The organism is Candidatus Tisiphia endosymbiont of Ditula angustiorana, from assembly GCF_964026425.1.
Lineage (GTDB): Bacteria > Pseudomonadota > Alphaproteobacteria > Rickettsiales > Rickettsiaceae > Tisiphia.
Map to the genome: position 1 here is coordinate 210680 of NZ_OZ032143.1, position 20833 is coordinate 231512.

Below are 20833 nucleotides of genomic sequence, written 5' to 3' on the forward strand. Positions count from 1 at the left end.
GCTCAGGAGTATCTTGATTAGCCCCAGCTTTAATTAAACTTTTAGAAATTGAAGCAAATATTTTTTCTAGATTACCAGTTTTGTCAAAACATGCTAGGGTGTGTCATCAATTGAGCCAAATTACCATGGAAGCCATATAAACAGCACCCAAAAAGTTCTGAGATGTTTTGTCATATCGTGTTGCAATAGCTCTATATTGCTTCAATTTTGCAAAAAAGTTCTCAATCAAATGCCTAGCTTTATATAGATCCTTATCATACTTAGCTGGATTCACACGATTCTTCTTTGGGGGAATCACAGCTATACATCCCTTATCTTTCAGCTTATCTCGCATACGTACATCGGCATCATAAGCCTTATCAGCAAGTACAGCATCCGCTTTCGTCAATTCATTCATCAAAACATCAGATCCTTGCAAATCATGAGCTTGAGTGTGCCAAGAATCAATAACTTCATCGTAGTAAGTTATTGAATGCTTAGTAATAGATGGTGGTAGGTCCACCGAGATCGGCTAGCACGAGCAGATCTCAAACGACCCCACGGTGCTGTTTCTTTCAAGGAGATGGTGTTGAGCGGATGGGGAAAAGGCGATGTAGATCGTCACGTATGATTCAAGGAGACGAGCGTAAGCGAACCAATCGATGAGGTGTCGAAATCTGAGTAAATACTGTCAAAACTAGGGAATCTCAAGCATCGCTAGGATAAGGACTAATCGGTAATGTGTGTTTTGGATTAGTGACAGTCGATATAGAGATGGCGTGAACTTGAATTAGGCTATTACTTAGAACTTGGGAACCATTCCTATTCTCTTTTCTTCCATGGGAGTGGGGCGGATAAAGTTGTAGTAGCGATGAAGGTTTGGAAACAAACTGGAGCAAAGGGCTTTACTTTTGGAGTGATAGAAGATCAAACAACCAATTAGGTAGGAAATGATACTTATATGACTAAACATTATGATGTAAGCAAGGATGAAGTAATGAATGCTTGGAAGAGTGTTCGAAAAAGCGGAGGAGCATGTGGCTTTGATGGCATCACTATAGAAGATGTTGAAGGAGATTTGGATAATCAACTCTATAAGATATGGAATAGGATGTCAGCAGGAAGCTATATGGCTAAATCTGTGCTTTTAGTGAATATCCCTAAAGCTAAGGGGGGATATCGCCAACTTGGGATACCTACTGTTTGTGATCGCATAGCACAAGTAGTTGTTAAGAATAGACTAGAATCAATACTAGAAGACAAATTTTGCCAAAACTCGTATGCTTACAGACCCGGTAAAAGTGCAATAGATGCTGTGACGGTATGTAGAGAGAGGTGTTTTGTGCATGAGTGGTTGGTAGAGATTGATATTAAAGGATTCTTTGACAATATAGATCATGATATATTACTGGATATGCTTTTAAAACATACTGATGACAAAGTTATTGTATTATATGCGAAAAGGTTCTTGAAAGCGACAGGAATAGAGAGTGGCAGGAATATAGAAATAGCAAGGGAAAAAGGCACTCCGCAGGGTGGGGTAGTCAGTCCGATACTTGCTAATTTGTATTTACATGAAGCTTTTGATAATTGGATGCAAGAGATACATAGCAATATAAAGTATGAGAGATATGCCGATGATATTGTGGTTCATTGTTGCAGTGAGAAGCAAGCATATTTTATTAAAGAGAAAGTTCAAGCAAGGCTAAAGCAATATAAGCTAGAGCTGAACCTAGAAAAGACCAAGATAGTATACACAGGAATTAAAAACGATCATGATCATAGGAAGCATAATTTACCACGTAAATTTAGCTTTTTGGGGTATGATTTTAAGCCAAGAATATGGCACGGTAAACTTGTATATACGCCTGGAATTGGCACAGGAGCTATGAAAATGATTAAAGATAAAATAAAGAAGACGTGGCAACTTAAGGTAAGTGTGAGTGGTAGCTTAGAAGATATAGCGGAAAGGGTGAATCCGGTTATTCGAGGATGGATAAACTATTATGGTCATTATAGGAGATCGGATTTATACAAACTAGAATACGTGATAAATAACTATCTAGTGCGATTTATTAAGAAGAAGTACGAGAGTTATGCAACATGGAATAAGGCTTGGAAACACTTAGGCAAACTAAAAGCAGAATCAGCTCACACATTTTGTCATTGGTACATGATAAGTGAATCCAAAGGAAGAGCCGTATAACGCGAGAGTGTTACGTACGGTTCTGTGAGCTTACTATTACCCACAAAATAACAATGGTGAAAAAGAAGTAAAAATAATATACTGATTTGCAATTAAAATATTACATTGTAAAGGTATAGTATGAGTCAAGAAATAATAAATAATTATTTGACCGAGGAATTTAGTGGAGCTATTTTGGGTGATAAAAGGCTGACAAATAGGTTAATAAAGATAGCTGATAATTTTGCAAATATACCTGAAAGCTCAATTAATCAAGCATGTGGAAATTGGGCAGAAACAAAAGCAGCATATCGTTTTTTTAAAAACGATAATGTTAAGGAATCAAAAATATTAGAAGCCCATATTGCTAAAGCAGTAGAAAGAATCAAAGAGCATGATAAAGTTCTTGTTATACAAGATACTAGTTATATCACATATACTAGTCATAAAAAAACTACTGGATTGGGTGTGTTATCAAGAAAAGAGGGAAAGAATGTTAAAAATATTGAATGTAAAGGTCTGATAATGCATACTGCCTTTGCGGTTGCTACCAATGGATTAGCACTTGGGTTGTTGGATCAAAAGATTCACAATAGACCAGCAGTGCCTGAAGAAATACAACAGTTAAAAAAAACTAGTCATGGTAATGCGGTACATATTAAAGATAAAGAAAGTATGAAGTGGCTTAATGCATTACAGAACACTATTAATGCAACGAATAATAGTAATACCCAAATTATAACTGTTTGTGATAGAGAAGCTGATATATATGATTTTTTTGAATTGGCACAAGCTCAGAAATCTAAAGTTTTAGTTAGAGCTGCACAGGATAGAGAAATAAATAAAAAGTCAAAATATTCCAAAAAAGATAGACAATATTTGTGGAAGGTAGTATCGGGTTTCCAGTGTGCTGGAGAAATAGCAGTTAAAGATACTAGTCAAGAAAATAAAGCTAATAGGATTAGACATTTGGAAGTTAGATTTGGAAAATTTATAATGAATCCTCCTGTAAACAATGTAAGACATAAAACAGAAACATTGCCAAATTTACCAGTATATGCCATCAATGTTATTGAGCGTCGTCCCCCTAGTGGAACAACACCATTAGAATGGATGTTACTAACCAATATAGTTATCAATAATTTTGAAGAAGCTATAGAGAAAGTAAGATGGTATTGTTTAAGATGGAGAATTGAAATTTTTCATAAAATTTTAAAATCTGGATTTAGGGTTGAACAATGTAGACTTGCAACAGGAGAAAGATTAATAAAATACTTGACAATCATGAGCATAATTGCTTGGAGAATTTTTTTTATTACTTTAATTGGCAGAACTAATCCTAATCTACCATGTAGTGTAATATTAGCTGAAGAAGAATGGCGAGTTTTGTATGTAAAGATACACAAAGCAGCTCCCCCTAATAATACAATTCCTACAATAAAAAATGCTATAATATGGGTTGCTAAATTGGGTGGGTATTTAGCAAGAAAAAATGATCTAGAGCCTGGTCCTATTGTATTGTGGAGAGGATGGCAACGGTTATTTGATCTAGTTCAAGGTTATCAATTAGCTAACTCTAATATTTGTGGGTAATAGTAAGGTTCTGTGAGAGCCTGAAGTGCAAACCTTGGGCTACTCGACCCCGGGGTAAGATGGAATCCCGTTGGATTCCCTAGAGCGTCACATGTGGCATGGATTTTAGTACTCAGCCCCCCTTTACCTCGTCCAATTGCTTGGTCATCATCTAACTCTTTTTTTTAGCACCAGCACTATGTTGATGAGTCCTAACAATGGTTGAATCAATCATGGCATACTCAATTAACCTGAAGAGTTGCAGAAATGGTTAACGGTAATAGTTTGGAAATTATCGTTTATTAAGGTACGTAACCTATCTTTATAATCACCGATGTTGCTAAAAAATTTGTTTATTGCTTCCGAAAATTGTTCAAAATTATGATAAAATTTATTATTAGTTGTAATACGGTGCATAAACTTCCATAATCTCTCAATTGGGTTCAGATTTGGACTATATGGTGGCAAAAATACTAGCTCTATTTTCGTATTTACTAGGTATTCCTTGACTTTCTTGGATTTGTGGTAACTAGCATTGTCACAGATTAAATATATTCTCTCCTTGTCACTATTCTCCTCTTCTAACTTTTGTAAAAAATTAACTATCTGCTCCCCATTTATTTTGGGGTTCTCTGTACTTACTAACTGCAAATCGGCTAGGTTAATAGCACCAATCATGTGCTTTCTTTTCCAGCCACTGAATGTTGGTAAGGTTTTATCTTGGTTCTTTCTTATCCAAGCACACCTTGCCCTTGCTTGATACTGAGGATGAACACCATCCATAAAATATATAGCTTCCTTATCTCTGAGATTCCCTTTTAGCAAACTGTAGTTTAACTTAAATAACTCTTGCTTGTCAAAATCCAGCTTAGCCGGTACTATTTTCGGCTTCTTGTAAACAAATCCCAGTTTGTATAGTAATTTTGTTACTCCCGTTATCGTATATGTCACACCATATTTGTTCTCAATGTGATGCATAATATCTTTCGCATAAACATAATTATTTGCTTCTAGGTGAGTCACTAATTCTGTCTTCTCACCATCACTTAATTTGCTTGCACTACCCCCATTGTCGGTATTAAGCTTATTGGCTTTTTGATAATCAACAATATGTTTTCTTATCGCTTCGTGGCTCAAGAGTAGTACCTTAGCAATCTCTACATTACTATACCCATCGTCATACATCAAAACTGCCTTAATACGATCACGTATGCGTCCGTCTCGTTCTGTCTTATGACGTTCCTTCAACTTTTCTCTTTGTTCTTCTGTCAATACATTCTTACTCATAATGTCCTAAACTTTATAATATCTCTCCTATCTTTGCAACTCTTCATTTATGAGTAGTACATACTCGTTATCAGCATCTTCAGCCAGCATCTCAAAAACCTTTTTCCACACACCTGTCTTGCTCCACCTTGAATGACGTAGGTGAATCACTCGAAAATCTCCAAAACGTTCAGGTAGGTCTCTCCAAGGTATACCAGCCCTATATCGATACAAGACTGCTTCTACAAATAGGCGATTATCCTTGGCTGTTACACCAACAGACTCTTCCCTTCCAGGTAGCTTATCTTTAATCCGATCCCATTGATCGTCACGTAGAGCATATCGACGCATAGAGAAAATTTATCCTTAATTTTTTCTCTATTACACAACAAATAAACGCTCCTGTCAACTTAATTGATGACACACCCTAGATCATGCCATAATTTTTCTGGTTTTAAATATCCTGCTAGATGAAAAATCTTTAATAGACCTTCTTGCTGGGTTGGGAAAGTAAAACCTAATTTCTTAGCAGCTATCTCAAATTTAGAAGGTTCTGACGAACGTTTATAACCTTCATATGTTACCCCAGTAACCATTCCTGTTGCTATAATAGGTAGTATCATTTTTTTAAAGACTTTAAACATATTGTAAATCCCTTAGCGTAATTATAACCCTAGACTTTTGGGCTTTTGGTACTTAATCCAAATATCAATCAACAACTTAGTAATAATAATCGCAGAAAACATAGATGATATTATACCAATAGTTAGTGTTACTGCGAAGCCTTTTATAGCTCCAACTCCAAATATAAAAAGTAAAAATGCTGCAATCAAAGTTGTAACATTTGAATCAAGGATTGTAGCAAAAGCTGATTCAAATCCCATCCTTATGGCATATAGATTAGATGCACCTTTTTTAAGTTCTTCTCTTATCCTTTCATAAATGAGTACATTGGCATCAACTGCCATACCAATCGTTAGGATTATACCAGCAATTCCTGGCAGAGTTAATGTAGCTTGGAAAAGTGACAATAACGCTAAAATATAAAGTAAAGCTAGGCTTAATGCTATATTGGCAAAAATGCCAAGAATTCCGTAAGACCAAATCATGAATATCACCACACTAACAAAACCAATCATACCTGCTTTCTTGCCTGCCTCTATTGAATCTGCTCCAAGATTTGGTCCTACGGTTCTTTCCTCTATTATTTTTAAAGGGGCTGGCAGCGAACCAGCTCTAAGTAATAACGCTAATTCATTTGCTGATTCAACAGTAAAATTACCTGAAATTATACCGCTTCCTCCAAGAATTGGTTCATTAATTACTGGTGCACTTAATAATTTGTTATCAAGCACGATAGCAAGCCTCTTGCCAGAATTATTCTTGGTTATTTCTGCAAATAATTTACTACCAAGATTATTAAAAGAAAAAGCAACAGCAGGTTGAGAATTTTGATTGAAAGAAGCTTGGGCAGTTGTTAGTTGGTCACCACTAACAATAACTTTCTTCTTAACAACTACGTAATATTCTTGCTTATTTTCATTTTCCCCTTTCACTAAAATTGAACCAGAGGGTAAATGTCCATTTAATGCTTGTTGTATGTTGGCAGTTTCATCTACTAAATGAAAGGTTAGTTTTGCAGTTTTGCCAAGAATATTTTTGAGTTGTTGTGGATTTTCTTCACCTGGTACTTGCAGTAATATATGTTTATCACCTTGCCTTTGTATGTTAGGTTCTGTTGTGCCGGTGCTATCCACTCTCATTCTGATTATTTCAATTGATTGGGCAATAACTTGATACCTTAATTCAGCAAGCTTCGAATCACTATAGCTAAACTTAATATTAGTATTATCATTTTCCACAGTAATTTCTCGGTCAACTTTACCTAAGATCTTTTTGACCTGTTTATAATCTTCTAGGTTTCTTAATTCAAACTGCACCGCCTTGTTTTTAACAACAAGATTTTTATAACCTATTTTATCTTCCCGTAAATATTTCCGTAAATGGTCAGCTAGACTGTCCATTACATCATTTAAGTAACTATCAAAATCTACATCTAGCAATAGATGAGCACCACCTCTTAAATCAAGACCAAGATTCACCTTATGGTTTGGCAGTATTTTAGAATCTATAGTTATAAAATTAGGTAAAGCACAAATAAAGGCTGCTATTGTACATAAAATAGAAAGGAATATTTTCCATTTAGGAATATTATACACAGCTTATTTCCCTTTATCTTTTTTACTTTTTGCAGTAACTTCTGTTTTATGACGACTTGTAATATCAAGTATTGAAGATTTTAGAATTTTGATTCGTATATTTTCAGCTATTTCAAGATCTACCGTGTTGTCAGCATCGTTAATCTTGCTTACCACTCCGAAGATTCCACTATTAGTTACCACCTCTTCTCCTTTCTTAACGCTACCAACTACAGCCTCTTTCTCACGACGACGTTTATCTTGTGGTCTAATTAGAAAAAAATAGAATACAACGAAGATTAATACCATCGGTACAAGGCTTGTTAATATTGATTGAGTAGATGATGATTCAGCTACTGGAGCTACTTCTTCAGTTTCTGTTATTGATATTGTATCTTTGTTATCTGCATAGGCATTTTCTATAAACATATGTATCTCCTGACGTATTATGTAAAAGTAGTTGTATTATTTATTGTAACCTGAATTCGATGTAACTTGTTACATCGAACTTTCGTGTTATATATAGAAACAATCAGGTTTGAAGCGACTGCCCACCTGATTGTTAAAATATAACACTCCATTCAATATATGATTTTAATTATTAAAATCATATATTGAATGATGAAAAAAGTTAAAATGCATTCGCGTCAGCCGCTTCAAGAGTGCATTTTTCCTTATAACAAAGCCAGTTCGATATAAGAATTAATAATTCTTATATCGAACTGAGGTTATTGTATATTCTTCTGCTTTGAAGAATTGTTTTTTGACAATGAGGGACTCGCGTACCATAGTACCCTACATTTTTTATATAACCACTATTAAAATGGCTGCTGATCGTCTATTAGCGAGGAGTCGCTGAAAGCGACGACGCGGCAATCCAGGATACGCGAAGCGTACTAGAAAAAACAGCTTCGCTGTTTACCTAGATCGCCACGGCATCTAAAGATGCCTCGCGATGACGATTATAGAAAAATGTAGGGTACTATGCTCGCGTACTCTAAAAAAGCTTGTACCCTTGCAATATAAGGCTGTTATCATTTTATTTCAATAAATATTTTTTCGGGCGAAACCTATAGCTTTCAGACGTTCGCACACTTTTTCAAACATCGCTTTTGGTAAAATATTTAGTGTAGAAATTTCAATATATCTATTATCTTTTAACTCAAGAGAAAAAGATGGTGACTGAAATCTTGGTCCATCAATTGCCCTAGCAATTTTTATAAAATTACCTATTATATGGCTGTTACAATAATCGTATGAATTAATCATTCTTTTTGCTAATCTATTAATATATGTATCACTTCTTGCTGTATAGGTCAATGCAAGAGCAATACTAAGCATCAACCTTTGACGATGACTAAAAGGAATATCTGAAGCTAAAATAAATTCAACAATAAAATTAGAGCGAAGAGTTTTATCGATATTTTTATTATATTGTGCAAGCATTATGACCAAAGTAATTATACTAATTGTTGTTGTATCTGGTTGAATTAAGATAGGCTTAATGACTTCTGTATAATTTTTGATATTACAAGTAGTTTCATCAAAATTTACTAATGTCTTGATTCTTTCATAAATAATATCTTTCTCCTGTTCTTCTTTAGGGAGACAAGTAAATCTAACACCTTCTTTTAAACCATAATTTGAAATTATTACCTTTTCAGGTAAAAAAACATTTAGCATAGATTTTGCCACCAAAATTGCGTTAGAATGAATTCTTGATTTATATTGTGTTCTCATACTATGAGCATGAGCCAATTTTTCGAGATATAGTTCAAATTCTCTACGATTTATTTCAAGGTTATGTAAGTTCTTAAGAGGATAATGAACAAACTCCATGTAAGAACGTCCAATTAGCCTTAAAGCTCCTCCTATTAAGTATAAGTTTGGACAATGATACTCTTGTTGACATTGTTGTATACCCGAATGATTTGAGTATACTTCTCCAAACTCTTTGTTGATTATTTGGCTAATTATATTAATATCATCAAAATGATTATTAGTGATTAGGCTAGTGCCTAAAGGTAGAGACTTTAAGATACCCACTTTTCTGTCTTTGATTTGGACAAGCTCAAGACTGCCTCCACCTAGGTCTGCTGCTATACCACAAGCATCATTGATACCAGAAATTAATCCGGCAGCTGTAAGATAGGCCTCGCGATCACCAGAAATAATTTCAATATTAATATTAAATTTTCTTTTAACTATTTCTCTAAATTCTTCAGCTCTTGGATGACCTCTAAGTACAGCAGTAGCAACGCATTTAACATCTGTTACTGATAACCTATCAAAAATATGTACAAAATATTGTAGTGACAGATATGCTTGATGCTTTACTTCTAGGTCATCTAGATTAAGTAAATTGATAACATCACTTTTAAATTTATCATTGAAAATTTCTGGGGCTCCAAGTCTATCACATTCATAAACTACAGCTCTTATGGCATTATAGCCAATATCAATAATGGCTGAACGCATAGAGGTTTATCTTATTTCTTACTTAAAAAATTAATCTTCTTTAGTAGTAGAATCTGTATTTTCTTTCTCCTCATCTACATTATTTTTATTAGGATCATAAGGTTTTTGAGTTGGAACAAATGTAGGCGGTAATAACCTATTTGTAAAGAACTTATCCTCATAATACTTAATTTTTAAAGATTTAATAGGTGGAAAAGATTCAATTAAAACGATTTGTTCATCTTTTGGTAATTGAATTACTTCTTGAGGCAAAAGCAGAGCCCTTGAAACTTGGGATACATTCTGAGTTCTTGTTGAAATATTAAGATCAAAAAATAGTGGTTTACTATAAGATCGTTGTTCAACTGTTTTATTACCCACTAGCTGTGATATTAGGTTAGCTGTTTCATAGTTATTAGCTGCAAAAGTAATACGATATGTAGCATTTGACAAGAACGAGTTCATTCCAGCATCCTCATAAGTTCCTTTGAGCTGTTGAGTATCTTGTATAATCAAGAATAGGCGAACTCTATATCCCCTGAAAAATGCGATACCAGCCTTAAATGTATCCATTTTGCCTAAAGTAGGGAATTCATCAAGCAGGAACATAACCCCATAAGGTTCTTCTTTTAAATCAGGCATTTTGCGGCTTAAAAACTCTGTAGCTTGCTGGTAAAAAACCTGCATCAATTTTTGTAAACGCTGTATATTATCTGGAGTTAAACCAACATAAACTGTTGTTTTAATCTTCTTAAACTCAAGTATATTAAAGTCAGATGATGCAGTAGCTGAGTCGATTAGCGGGTTTGCCCATAATTCTAAAGAAGAGTTCATTGTAGAGATGACACCTGAACGCTCTTTATCTGCTTTTTGTAGAAATGCAGCAATATTCATATAGGCCACAGGATGTATTACCTTGCCTAAAGTATCTAGAACTACTGCCAAGTTGTACACCACGTCATCACTACGCATTGTCCTGACCACTTCGCCAAAGGATTTAGTTTTTGTCGGGTCAGCGATTAAGTATAGTACCACACCAAGAAATAAACTGCGTGCTTCATTATTCCAAAAATCTTTTTCAGGCATAATCAGATTTGAGATTTTTTGTACGTCATCCACCATTTGACCTGGTTTGGTACTTACCCAGTCTATAGGATTGTAACAATGAGTTATCCCATCAGGATTGGAAGGTTCCCAAACAAATACTCGTTGTCCTTGTTTCTGCCGCCAGCCACTTGTAAGACCATGATTTTCTAGCTTAATGTCATGTACTATAATAGAGTGTTCCCAAAATAATAAATTGGGAATTACAAATCCTACCCCCTTACCTGAACCAGTTGGGGCAAAAAGCAAAGCGTGCTGAAATCCATCAGCAACAAAATATCCACCGCTATTGGTACCAAGCAACATACCATGTTTTGAACGTAGACCAGCTTTATCTACATCATCTTCAGTAGCCCAACTAGCATCACCATAAACTTTTTCCGGTTGAATAAAAAATTGTAAATTCTTTATTCTTTTAAAATTCTTCCAGTAAAATATGATAACTATAATTGTCGGCATAGTTAGGGATAATATTAACTTAATTTTTAAGTAATTATATGCTTGAAAAGTTAATTGAGACCATACACTAACTAGCCAATAAGCCCACTTATAAGCTATATCTATGGCTGTTAAGTCAACATTTATAGCTCTAATCTCGTTAGTAGTAAATGCAACTAGTACTCCACTAATCCATATCGTACAAAATACTACCAAAGGATGTATTATAAAATGACCCAAGAGGTTACGGGCAAGGTTTACTATTCTCTCCAATCCCATCATTAGTCTTGCCTATTCTTACTATAATATATTTCTGAGACATATCTCTTCCCACCACTACCACGTTTTAATTGTATCACAATATCGACGACCGCTAATATATATTTTTTCACTTCATCTGGTGGCATGCCTAAACTAGCTTGCATAACCATTAGCTTAAGTTGTTCTATAGCCATTGCTGGTGCATCAGCATGTAAAGTAGATATAGAGCCAGGATGCCCTGTATTAATTGCTCGTAAGAAACTAAATGCTTCAGCTCCTCTAAGTTCACCTACAATAATTCTGTCAGGTCTTAGACGTAAACACGCCTCAATCAAATCCTGAGTAGTAACTTTTGCACGACCTTGCCCCCCTTTTGAAGCGAGGAGATGTAATTTATTAGGGTGATTTGCTAAGATTACCTCCCTAGCATCTTCAACAGTAATTAATCGCTCGCTATCTGGAATTTCTGCTAAAGCAGCGTTAGTAAAGGTTGTTTTACCAGTTGATGTACCACCACTAATAATAATATTTTTTTTAGAAATTACAGCATGTCGAATAAATTCTTTTATTTTATTTTCTTTTAAATAATTGTTTAAGATTTTTGCATTCTCGTCAATTAATTCTCCAGTAGATGTTGAATCAAAAGCTCCCATTTTATCATATTGATCTAATGTAAGATTCATTGCACTACCTTTCCTGATAGCATACCCGACATGGCCTGGTTCACAAGCAGGAGGAAACACTATTTGGATACGATAGCCATTTGGTAGGGATGCAGAAAGTAAAGGTTTCTCCTCAGAAATTGTCTGATCAGTTGACTGAGCTACAAGCCTACCAAGCGATATAAGATGTTCAAAATCAAGTTCAGGTACTAATTTACAAAACTGATCTCCTTTCTTCTCAATCCATACTTCTCCTGGTTTATTTACCATGATCTCATTAACACCATCTTCTGCGAACAGTTCTTTAAATGGTAATAGAAAAGTCTCTAATGCAGCAAAATTATCACTCATTTTATCAATCTTGATTTTCTTAGTACAGCTTGAGGAAATTTATAATCTTTATTGACATAAATTTTAATTACCGTACCTTGATCTATGGTAATAGTTGGGTTAAATTCATGTTGCTGAATCATACCTTTCATAGTATCACTGATATCAGTAAAAGCTTGTTTTGAAGCTGTTTGTGCCTGGGTTGGAGTGCTAGCAGTTGCCGTGCTAGTTAGCAAACTAGCTGCTGCATTAGTTACTGCAGTCATTAATGCAATAATCCTTTGACCAGGCTGTGATCCAGTTGGATTTTGTGCAGTATTACAAGCCTGCATCATGGCAGTATAGGCTGTTGAGGTCTTATCGGGAATGGCGTTCATGACAGCAGAACAGATCTGTGAAATTTTAACATCCTCAGTACCAGGACCATTATTAATACTTTGTGCTAAATTTTGTATATTAGTAGCGGCAGCAGTATTAGCGGCAGCAGCTTGTGAATTAACTGGAGGAGCTACCACTTTGTCAAGGGCATTGGCAAGTCCAATATTAAATGCCGATAATAATACAGCATTGGTTAATCGTTCTCTATATTTATTATCTACTCTTCCTTGCTCACCTTTCCTTCCAAGATTATCAACAGCTACAGCATCTAAGGTAATGGTATAACCGTTTGACAGATCAATACGATTCCATATTATTGCAATTCGACCATACGCTCCATTAATACCAGTTGTATAAGTACCAAAAATCTTTGATCCTTTAGGAACTAAAATAATCTTCTCCCTTTCAGAAAATACATCTCTGCTAATTATTGCCCTTACTTCCCCACCTAAATCACTATTAATAGCAGTCTCTAGTACCGCTTCAATTATCTTACCACGACCAAGAACAAATGCCATATCTCCACGATCTTGAAAATTTGCTTCTTCGGCAATTTGACTTGGTGTTTTTTTCTCTGGAACTCCTGCAATTAATACTATAGAAGATTTTCTCTTTGCTTCACGGCGTTTCTTTTCCTCGTCACTTTCAGCTCCTCCAGGAAGGGGTGATGATACAACGGAAGGAAGAGAAACTTTGTCAGCACTATTATTATCTACTGGAGCAGTAGGTAAAGGAAGCTTTGGTACATCAGCAACCTTAGGGGGAGGTGGTGGTGGAGGCGGTGGAAGCTCCACAGGTGTTTCGAGTTTAGGTGCTTCTGGTAATTTTGGAATCTCTGGTAGATTTTGAGAATTATCTTGTGTCGGTTTAGTAATATCAGTAGGTGCTGATGGAGCTACCACCTCAGCTGGTTTATTATCAGTAATAAAAAGTTTAAAAAAAATAAATATAAAGACAGCAGAAATGACAAGTAGAATCAGAATGCTTTGCTTAGGATTAGTGGCAACTTTTGATAGTTCATTTTGAACTTCTGGTATATCTTGTTCCTCTGCACTCTGTGTACTGATTTGAGAAGAGGTATTATTTTGCTTTGCCATAGTTAAATTAATATCATTATTACGCGAAATTATAGAAACAATCAGATTTGAGACGGCTCTGCATCTGATTGTTAAATTAATATTTTTAGCTTTAGAAAGGTTTAAAATGCATTCGCGTTAGCCGCTTTAAGAATGCATTTTTCCTTATATTAAAGCCAATTCGGGATAAGAATTAACTAATTCTTATCCCGAATTGGGGTATTATTGTGAAGTACTAAACCTTTTTTTAGGATAATAGAACCTAACTACATACACCAAGTCTTTTTCACGTCCTTCTTCTAATTCTTTGGACACAACATCGAATTGGTAAGTCCTTTTATTAGTTATGATAGTCATATTTGTTCTAATGTTTTTTTCCAATGGCTTAATGAATAATCTATTTGCCAACGGAGTCATTTTCCAAGCGTAGGATTCTCCTAGAACAATATTTTGGATCTCCTCATTTTTGGCGAATTCTATACTTGACTGAAAACCAAAATGCAGAACTAATAAGTAAACTTCATTAGGATTATGTATATAAGTTTTAATTCTGTTATCAGTAGTTATGGCTAGATCATCTATATCATTATCTATATGCATATTACCTGCACAAGCGTTGGCAATAACCGAATGTACTAATATTGCCGCTATGAAAAGAAGTCTAACTATTATCATCATCTACCCTATAATCATTAACTTGAAAACCTACTGGGTTAATATCTCGATCTGCATCTGTTAATTCCATTGGAATATATGCGTAACTTACCACAGCTATTTTATTGAAAACCGTTTTATTGCCTGCTGTTTCATTAATAGAGAACCTAACCATATATTTATTTTTTTCTACTCCTGACCAAGATTTAATTATTAAAAAAGTTGTGTTGTTTTGACCATACATTAAAACTGGATTTACCTTTTTATTTTGTATATATCCGAGATAGTTATAATATACTGAACTTGAAGATAATAATCTAACGCTTTTCCTTGCTTCAGTATCAAAATCAACAGGATTATATGTTTCTCTAGCTATGAGGTATTTTTTAATAAAATACCTTGAAAGTGCCTCATCACCGTTTAGTATCTCCGAAGATATTGGATTTACAATCGTTGCCATCCCCGTACTATCATCAATTTGGATAACAAAAGGACTAAACTCTCTTGAATTTACCACTATAGTTACCGCTGCTATAGATGCCATTATAAGTATTATTAGTAATATAGATAATACCAACAAGATATTACGTTGTACAATTAACCTATCAGATCTTTCTTCGTACCAATTCCTAGTAACTTTAACAAAGTTATTAGACTGAACACTTTGATCCTCTACCGCATTAGAAGGTGATTTTAGTATATTTAATATATTAGCTAACTTAAACATTATACATCCCCACTACTTGTAAAACCTAAGACAAGTTAGTGAATAAATTAATTCAAACATTATGATCATAACTTATTTCATAACAAAAACATTGACAATATAATTCATCAATTCTCAATATTTTTGCAGTATACACTAATTTCGAGCTACACTAATAGGTTATTTGTTATAATTCAAAAATATTACTTAACCTCAGTCCGATATAAGAATTATTAATTCTTATCCCGAATTGGGGTATATTGAATGGAGTGTTATATTTTAACAATCAGGTGGGCAGCCGCTTCAAACCTGATTGTTTCTATATATAACACGAAAGTTCGATGTAACTTGTTACATCGAATTCAGTTTACTTACGACCACTACCAAAGGAATAAATTAATTTACCTATTAAGGATTCAATATTAACTGCTGACTGGGTGTATTTTATCTGATCACCTCCAGCCAAATTTTCTTCAGATGAACCGGGGGTTACGGATACGTATCTACTACCAAGTATTCCACTTGTGACTATTGCTATACTAGTGTCTTTAGGTAACTTTATATCATTATTGATGCTAATAGTTAATAAGGCAAAAAAGCTAGTTTTATCTAGAGTTATGTTGGTTACTGATCCGATTTTTATACCAGCTAACATCACGCTACTGCCTTGAACTATCCCTTCCGCATTCTGAAAATTTGCCTTAAGTATATACCCAGATTCAACTTTTGATGAGTTACCAATTTTATAAGCAAAAACAAAAAAGCCTAAAGCAACTAGTATTACTATAAAGCCAACTAAAGTTTCTATAACATTCTGTTTCATTATTTTGATTTATCTAAAGGTTTCCAGCTACTATATTTAGCTTCAGTTGTACTATTTTTTATTAGGTTATGAGATAAGCTAGTGCCAGTGATATTAGGGAGATAATTTTGTTGCCAGTCAAATTTATTATTGTTAGTTGGCACTTCATTAGTCATATAATGCAACCAAGCATGCCACATAGGAGGAACTTTCGATGCTTCCACTTTACCTTTATAAACCACCTGTCTTCTAGCTTGACCTAAATAATTCTGCTTTTTACTTTGATAATATTTGTTACCAAATTGATCTTTTCCAATTTCCTTAGAGAAAATAGGTATAAAAAAATTATCTATGAATGACATTTAAGTATTTTTATAGCAGTTTCTTTTCCTTTCACAGCTAGTCTATCAGCCATTTCATTACCTTCATTATTATTGTGACCTTTAACCCAATTCCAAATAATATAGTGTTTACTTAACTCTTCGTACAATTTTTTCCATAAATCAACATTCTTGACGGGATCATTGTTGTTTTTATGCCAGTTATTTTTTATCCATGTGTTAATCCACTGTGTTATTCCAAGCTGTAAATACTTACTATCTGTGTAAAGTTCTACATAGCATGATTTTTTAAGAACTTTTAATGCTTCAATTACTGCTGTCATTTCCATGCGATTATTAGTGGTATATAGTTCATGACCAAATATACTCTTCTGCTTTAAAGAAAAGCTATCACAAAACTTCGTGGAGTTCTCACATATATCTAACACGTTTAACTTTTTTTTGCTATACCAATTCTTCAAAGCATTTGGGTCTAGCTCTACACTAGCTCCATGAAACTGTAACAATGCCCCCCAGCCACCTGGTCCAGGATTACCTGAGCAAGCTCCATCAGTGTATATGGTAACCTTAGGCAAAGTAGCTTGACTCTTTGAAATATTTGGGTCTTGTAGATTCATTGTAATTTAACCTACGCGAATTCGGGATAAGAATTTGTCAATTCTTATCCCAAATTCGGGTTTTTCGGGTTAGCTATAGCTTCAAACCATATTTGGCTAGTAAAGATGAAAGCTCTAATTTTATACTATTTAGTTTTTCCAAACTATCTGATTCATATCTAGCAATAATTTTAGCTTCAGTATTCGAAGCTCTTAGTAACCACCATGCATATCCTTGAAATTCATTGGGTATATTATGTGAGTCAACCCTTATACCATCAATATCGTTGAAAGTGATATTTCTGCTGTTTAAATCCTCTTTTATTTGCTGAATAATATCAAATTTAAGGTTATCTGGTACAGAAATCTTAATTTCAGGGGTACTATAACATTTAGGTAACTCATCTATCATATCGTCCAAAGTTTTTTTTGACCTTGATAGTAAATCAACAAACCGTAGGGCGGCATAAATTGCATCATCATATCCATAATATTTATCAGCAAAAAATATATGACCACTAGTTTCACCGCCAAGTAACGCCTTAGTTGTTTGCATCTTATCTTTGATAAAGGAATGGCCTGTTTTCCACATTATCACGTTTCCGCCATATGACTTAATCTGATTAAATATGCTACTGCTTGATTTGATATCCATTATAATAGTGGCATTTGGATTTTGATCAATTACATCTTTTGCCAATATACCAAGGATTTGGTCGCCTAAAATTATTCGTCCTTTCTTACTTATAATGCCTATACGATCTCCATCCCCATCGAATGCAATACCAATATCGCAATCCTGAGTCTTAACTATCTCTATTAGTTGTTCTAGATTCTTGGGAATAGTTGGATCTGGATGGTGATTAGGAAAATTACCATCAATTTGCGAATTGATAACGATATTTTTGTTAGGTAACCTTAACGCTAATAAGTCAATAATATTTCCAGCCGCACCATTGGCAGGATCCCATGCGACTTTTATTTGAGGATCTATAGTTATTCCTTGCAAAATCCTATCTAGATATTTATCGGTAACATTTAAATTGCGTATATTACTTAGTGCTAGAAATTTTTTTGGTATAATAAGATTGGTGGACCAATCTTGACTTAGAATATTATTCAGTAAATCTTGTATTTGTTGGTCGAAAAAAGACTTTCCTTGTGATAACAACTTAAAGCCATTATCATCTTTGTGGTTATGGGATCCTGTGATCATTATGCTAGCTTGTGGCTTAAATATTTTATCAGCAAAATATAAAACAGGGGAGGGGACAATGCCTATTGAGGTAACCTTTCCCTTAGCTGAAATAATGCCATTAACCAAAGCATGGTAAAGGGCAGGGGAGCTTAATCTACCATCACGCCCTATAAATATTTCGTTCCCTTGCTTGGATATATGCATTTTGGTGAAACAAAAGCCAATTTTATAAGCAATAGTTGGATTAATATCTATTAGACTGCTGCCACGAATGTCATACAGTCTAAAAATTGTTCTATTTATTTCCATTGTCATTATAATTGAGTATACTTACAAAACTTGAAATATTGAGTATACTCGGTGAACTTCAAGAATTGGCGTCGTCGTGTCAAAGATCTGTGCTGCTCACGTACTAATGTACGCTCTGCTGCTCGACTTTGACACTCCTAGCTCTTCTTGAAGTTGACCTTCGTCTACCCAACTCTTGAAATCATAGCAGTATATATTATAAATGAAAATTTTAGCATTTGATACGACAAATAATAGTGCATCTGTTGCAATTTCTGAAGATCAGATTATTCTAGCCTATATTGAAGAATTAAGATCTTCTATGCAGGCTGAAACTATAGTGCCAATGATTGAAGAAGCTCTGAAAATAGCAAAGCTTTCTTATCATGACCTAGATTATTTGGCCGTTACAAACGGTCCGGGCAGTTTTACAGGTATTAGAATAGGGTTATCAGTGGCAAAAGGCTTGTTGCTAAGTACAGAGATAACAGGCATCACTACATCTAATTTTGAGTATTTTTGGTGGAGAGCCAGCAGGCAAGTAAAAGATTATAATAAAATTTTTATTTTTCTCAATGCATATAGAGGGCAATTATATAGCCAAGTTTTTGACCAAAATGAACAAGCTTCTATTCCTTCACTGATAAATTATGACCAAGCTGTGGAGTTATTAAATACAGAAGATGCTACTATTAATGTCTGTGCGGGTAGCGGGGTAGAGATGATATACGACAAGATTAGGGATATAAAAAATTTAACAATTTTACCTCGTTTTACTAGAGTGAAGGCACTGCATATATGTAAATATATAGCCGATAAAATAAGGAAGCACAATTTTTCTAACTCCATAGAGCCGTTATATATTAGACCAGCTGATGCGAAGATTAGACTTCTTACATAATTCTACTGCTGCAAGAAGTCTATTAAAAATTTTCCTAACTTCTTCCTTTACCTTCCGTCTTTTCATTATGTGGAGGTGGTGACGTTGGTGCTTTAGATGACATATGTGATTTTGCTTTTTTCCCGACAAATTTTGCTTCATTCTTCAATTGTTCAGCCAATGGTAGTTTGCTCTTGTCATCAGAATATCCATGCCATTTGTCTTTTAAATATTCACAAATTCTTGCAATAAAATGTTTCCTTGGCATTATCGTATCCGATAATGCTGCAGCTTGATCGTTTACTAACTGCTTAGTAAATTTCTTTACTGTATATTTATTTGGATTATCGATAAACTTATTTAACTGTTCCGCAGCTTTTTTAGCAATGTCATTAATGGACTGTGAACTTAATTTCCCTGTCTTTGGATCTTTTTGAGTTGCAATTGCTTGATCAATTCGCTCTATCAATATGTCAGCTAAAGCCTCTGTAGCACCATCTGCTTTTTTAAATGTGGTTATTGTTTCCGGCTTTACTCTTTCATCTGATATGATTTGTGAAACTCTTTCTTTCATAGCTGTTTTATATTGTTGCTCATTAAGAGGAGGAGTTAATAATTCTTTCGATAAAGCCTTATTACTATCAATAATTGCTTGATGGTCTTTTGGCTCACACTTTGTTTGGATTGCTTGTATATCACTAATCAATTGATCAGCAATCTTACCAGTACCAGCCACATCAATTACTACCTGCGTTTTTGGTTCAGGATCTCCTACTTTTCCTAACGTAGCTGTAATATTTATGGCCATAGAATCTTGGCTATTAAATTTCGTACCCATCATCTTCCTAAGGTCACTATATGAGGAGAAAGCATCCATACTACAATCAAACATGAAATTTTGTCCGCCGATATAGGATACGTTACGATCTTTATCTATAGTGATCTTGGACATACTACCATTTCTTAGCCATTCACTCCCAGGATCATATCCATAAATATCAGATGCTTTAATTTTTAGTGGAGTGAATCCAACTGTAGCAGCAGCTATACTACTTTGGTGATTTGCAGCTAAAATATATTCTGTTTGTGTTTTTGATAAATGATAATCATTTGTTAACATATCATGCATATCTTGATAAGTTACCTTGTAGTCCTGATCTTTGCCTAACTTACACTTAGCTAGTAAGTTTACTAGCTCTCCATCTTGGGTTTCAAGATAAAAGACACCGCGGTTTATATCCTTGTTAACCTGTTTTTCACTAGATCTAGGATTTTCTCGATAATCTTTGTCATATTTAGGATCAAAGGACTCTGCTATATATTGTAAGACTTTATCTGTATTTTGTGCAGCATCATCAGATGTAAAACTATGCGATTCCATAATACCTCCTTAATTAACTTATGTTAACCTCAGTTCGATATAAGAATTATTAATTCTTATCCCGAATTCGCGTATGTTATA

19 protein-coding genes and 2 pseudogenes are annotated in these 20833 nt (G+C 34.5%); 3 read left to right on the forward strand and 18 right to left on the reverse strand.

The window, feature by feature from the left end:
• Positions 1-106: 106 nt before the first annotated feature.
• A complete protein-coding gene (locus AAGD29_RS00845; protein ID WP_410521159.1) occupies positions 107-502 on the reverse strand; it encodes a transposase in 396 nt (131 codons plus the stop codon).
• 438 nt (positions 503-940) lie between these two features.
• Between AAGD29_RS00845 and ltrA the strand changes: the two genes are divergently transcribed.
• Both ltrA and AAGD29_RS00855 read left to right on the forward strand, forming a co-directional pair.
• The gene (gene ltrA / locus AAGD29_RS00850; RefSeq protein ID WP_341757463.1) at positions 941-2185 is read left to right on the forward strand and encodes a group II intron reverse transcriptase/maturase; all 1245 of its coding nucleotides are present in this window, start codon (positions 941-943) and stop codon (positions 2183-2185) included.
• A gap of 120 nt (positions 2186-2305) precedes the next feature.
• Positions 2306-3757, forward strand: a complete 1452-nt coding sequence (locus AAGD29_RS00855) for an IS4 family transposase (protein ID WP_341757292.1) — start codon at positions 2306-2308, stop codon at positions 3755-3757.
• 38 nt (positions 3758-3795) lie between these two features.
• Here the strand turns inward: AAGD29_RS00855 and AAGD29_RS10190 are convergent.
• The 16 genes and pseudogenes from AAGD29_RS10190 to AAGD29_RS00935 form a co-directional block, all read right to left on the reverse strand.
• Positions 3796-3900 (reverse strand): annotated as a pseudogene (locus AAGD29_RS10190) (IS5/IS1182 family transposase); the annotation flags it as partial.
• Between the two features lie 82 nt (positions 3901-3982).
• Positions 3983-5023 carry an IS630 family transposase gene (locus AAGD29_RS00865; RefSeq protein WP_341758152.1) on the reverse strand — a complete coding sequence of 347 codons (1041 nt, stop codon included), beginning with the start codon at positions 5021-5023 and terminating at the stop codon, positions 3983-3985.
• A gap of 51 nt (positions 5024-5074) precedes the next feature.
• Positions 5075-5353 (reverse strand): annotated as a pseudogene (locus AAGD29_RS00870) (transposase); the annotation flags it as partial.
• A gap of 59 nt (positions 5354-5412) precedes the next feature.
• Entirely contained in the window at positions 5413-5625 is a 213-nt protein-coding gene (locus tag AAGD29_RS00875; protein ID WP_341758153.1) for a hypothetical protein, read from the reverse strand.
• 42 nt (positions 5626-5667) lie between these two features.
• Positions 5668-7221 carry a protein translocase subunit SecD gene (secD, locus tag AAGD29_RS00880; protein ID WP_341758154.1) on the reverse strand — a complete coding sequence of 518 codons (1554 nt, stop codon included), beginning with the start codon at positions 7219-7221 and terminating at the stop codon, positions 5668-5670.
• A gap of 3 nt (positions 7222-7224) precedes the next feature.
• A complete protein-coding gene (gene yajC / locus AAGD29_RS00885; protein ID WP_341758155.1) occupies positions 7225-7629 on the reverse strand; it encodes a preprotein translocase subunit YajC in 405 nt (134 codons plus the stop codon).
• A gap of 615 nt (positions 7630-8244) precedes the next feature.
• Complete coding sequence (locus AAGD29_RS00890; protein WP_341758156.1) at positions 8245-9678, reverse strand: Ppx/GppA family phosphatase; 1434 nt, start codon at positions 9676-9678, stop codon at positions 8245-8247.
• A 30-nt stretch (positions 9679-9708) separates the two neighbouring features.
• Complete coding sequence (locus AAGD29_RS00895; protein ID WP_341758806.1) at positions 9709-11478, reverse strand: type IV secretory system conjugative DNA transfer family protein; 1770 nt, start codon at positions 11476-11478, stop codon at positions 9709-9711.
• A gap of 2 nt (positions 11479-11480) precedes the next feature.
• A complete protein-coding gene (gene virB11, locus AAGD29_RS00900; RefSeq protein ID WP_341758157.1) occupies positions 11481-12473 on the reverse strand; it encodes a P-type DNA transfer ATPase VirB11 in 993 nt (330 codons plus the stop codon).
• A complete protein-coding gene (locus tag AAGD29_RS00905; protein ID WP_341758158.1) occupies positions 12470-13927 on the reverse strand; it encodes a TrbI/VirB10 family protein in 1458 nt (485 codons plus the stop codon). Before AAGD29_RS00905 ends, virB11 begins: the two co-directional genes overlap by 4 nt.
• Before the next feature lie 201 nt (positions 13928-14128).
• Positions 14129-14506, reverse strand: coding sequence for a TrbG/VirB9 family P-type conjugative transfer protein (locus AAGD29_RS00910; protein WP_410521219.1), 378 nt, complete (start codon positions 14504-14506; stop codon positions 14129-14131).
• A 61-nt stretch (positions 14507-14567) separates the two neighbouring features.
• Positions 14568-15287, reverse strand: coding sequence for a virB8 family protein (locus AAGD29_RS00915; protein ID WP_341758159.1), 720 nt, complete (start codon positions 15285-15287; stop codon positions 14568-14570).
• Between the two features lie 346 nt (positions 15288-15633).
• Positions 15634-16089 carry an outer membrane lipid asymmetry maintenance protein MlaD gene (gene mlaD, locus AAGD29_RS00920; RefSeq protein WP_341758160.1) on the reverse strand — a complete coding sequence of 152 codons (456 nt, stop codon included), beginning with the start codon at positions 16087-16089 and terminating at the stop codon, positions 15634-15636.
• On the reverse strand, positions 16089-16430 hold the full coding sequence (locus tag AAGD29_RS00925) for a complex I NDUFA12 subunit family protein (RefSeq protein WP_341748339.1): 342 nt from the start codon (positions 16428-16430) through the stop codon (positions 16089-16091). Before AAGD29_RS00925 ends, mlaD begins: the two co-directional genes overlap by 1 nt.
• Positions 16418-17026 (reverse strand): ribonuclease HI, encoded by a 609-nt coding sequence (locus AAGD29_RS00930; RefSeq protein WP_341758161.1) that lies wholly within the window; start codon positions 17024-17026, stop codon positions 16418-16420. The genes AAGD29_RS00925 and AAGD29_RS00930 overlap by 13 nt, the downstream gene beginning before the upstream one ends.
• A 73-nt stretch (positions 17027-17099) precedes the next feature.
• Positions 17100-18512, reverse strand: a complete 1413-nt coding sequence (locus AAGD29_RS00935) for a phosphomannomutase/phosphoglucomutase (protein ID WP_341758808.1) — start codon at positions 18510-18512, stop codon at positions 17100-17102.
• Positions 18513-18714: 202 nt separating this feature from the next.
• Here AAGD29_RS00935 and tsaB point away from each other — a divergent pair, with 202 nt between their 5' ends.
• Positions 18715-19392 carry a tRNA (adenosine(37)-N6)-threonylcarbamoyltransferase complex dimerization subunit type 1 TsaB gene (gene tsaB / locus AAGD29_RS00940; RefSeq protein WP_341758162.1) on the forward strand — a complete coding sequence of 226 codons (678 nt, stop codon included), beginning with the start codon at positions 18715-18717 and terminating at the stop codon, positions 19390-19392.
• A 34-nt stretch (positions 19393-19426) separates the two neighbouring features.
• Here the strand turns inward: tsaB and AAGD29_RS00945 are convergent, their stop codons facing one another.
• Complete coding sequence (locus tag AAGD29_RS00945; protein WP_341758163.1) at positions 19427-20752, reverse strand: hypothetical protein; 1326 nt, start codon at positions 20750-20752, stop codon at positions 19427-19429.
• Positions 20753-20833: the final 81 nt, after the last annotated feature.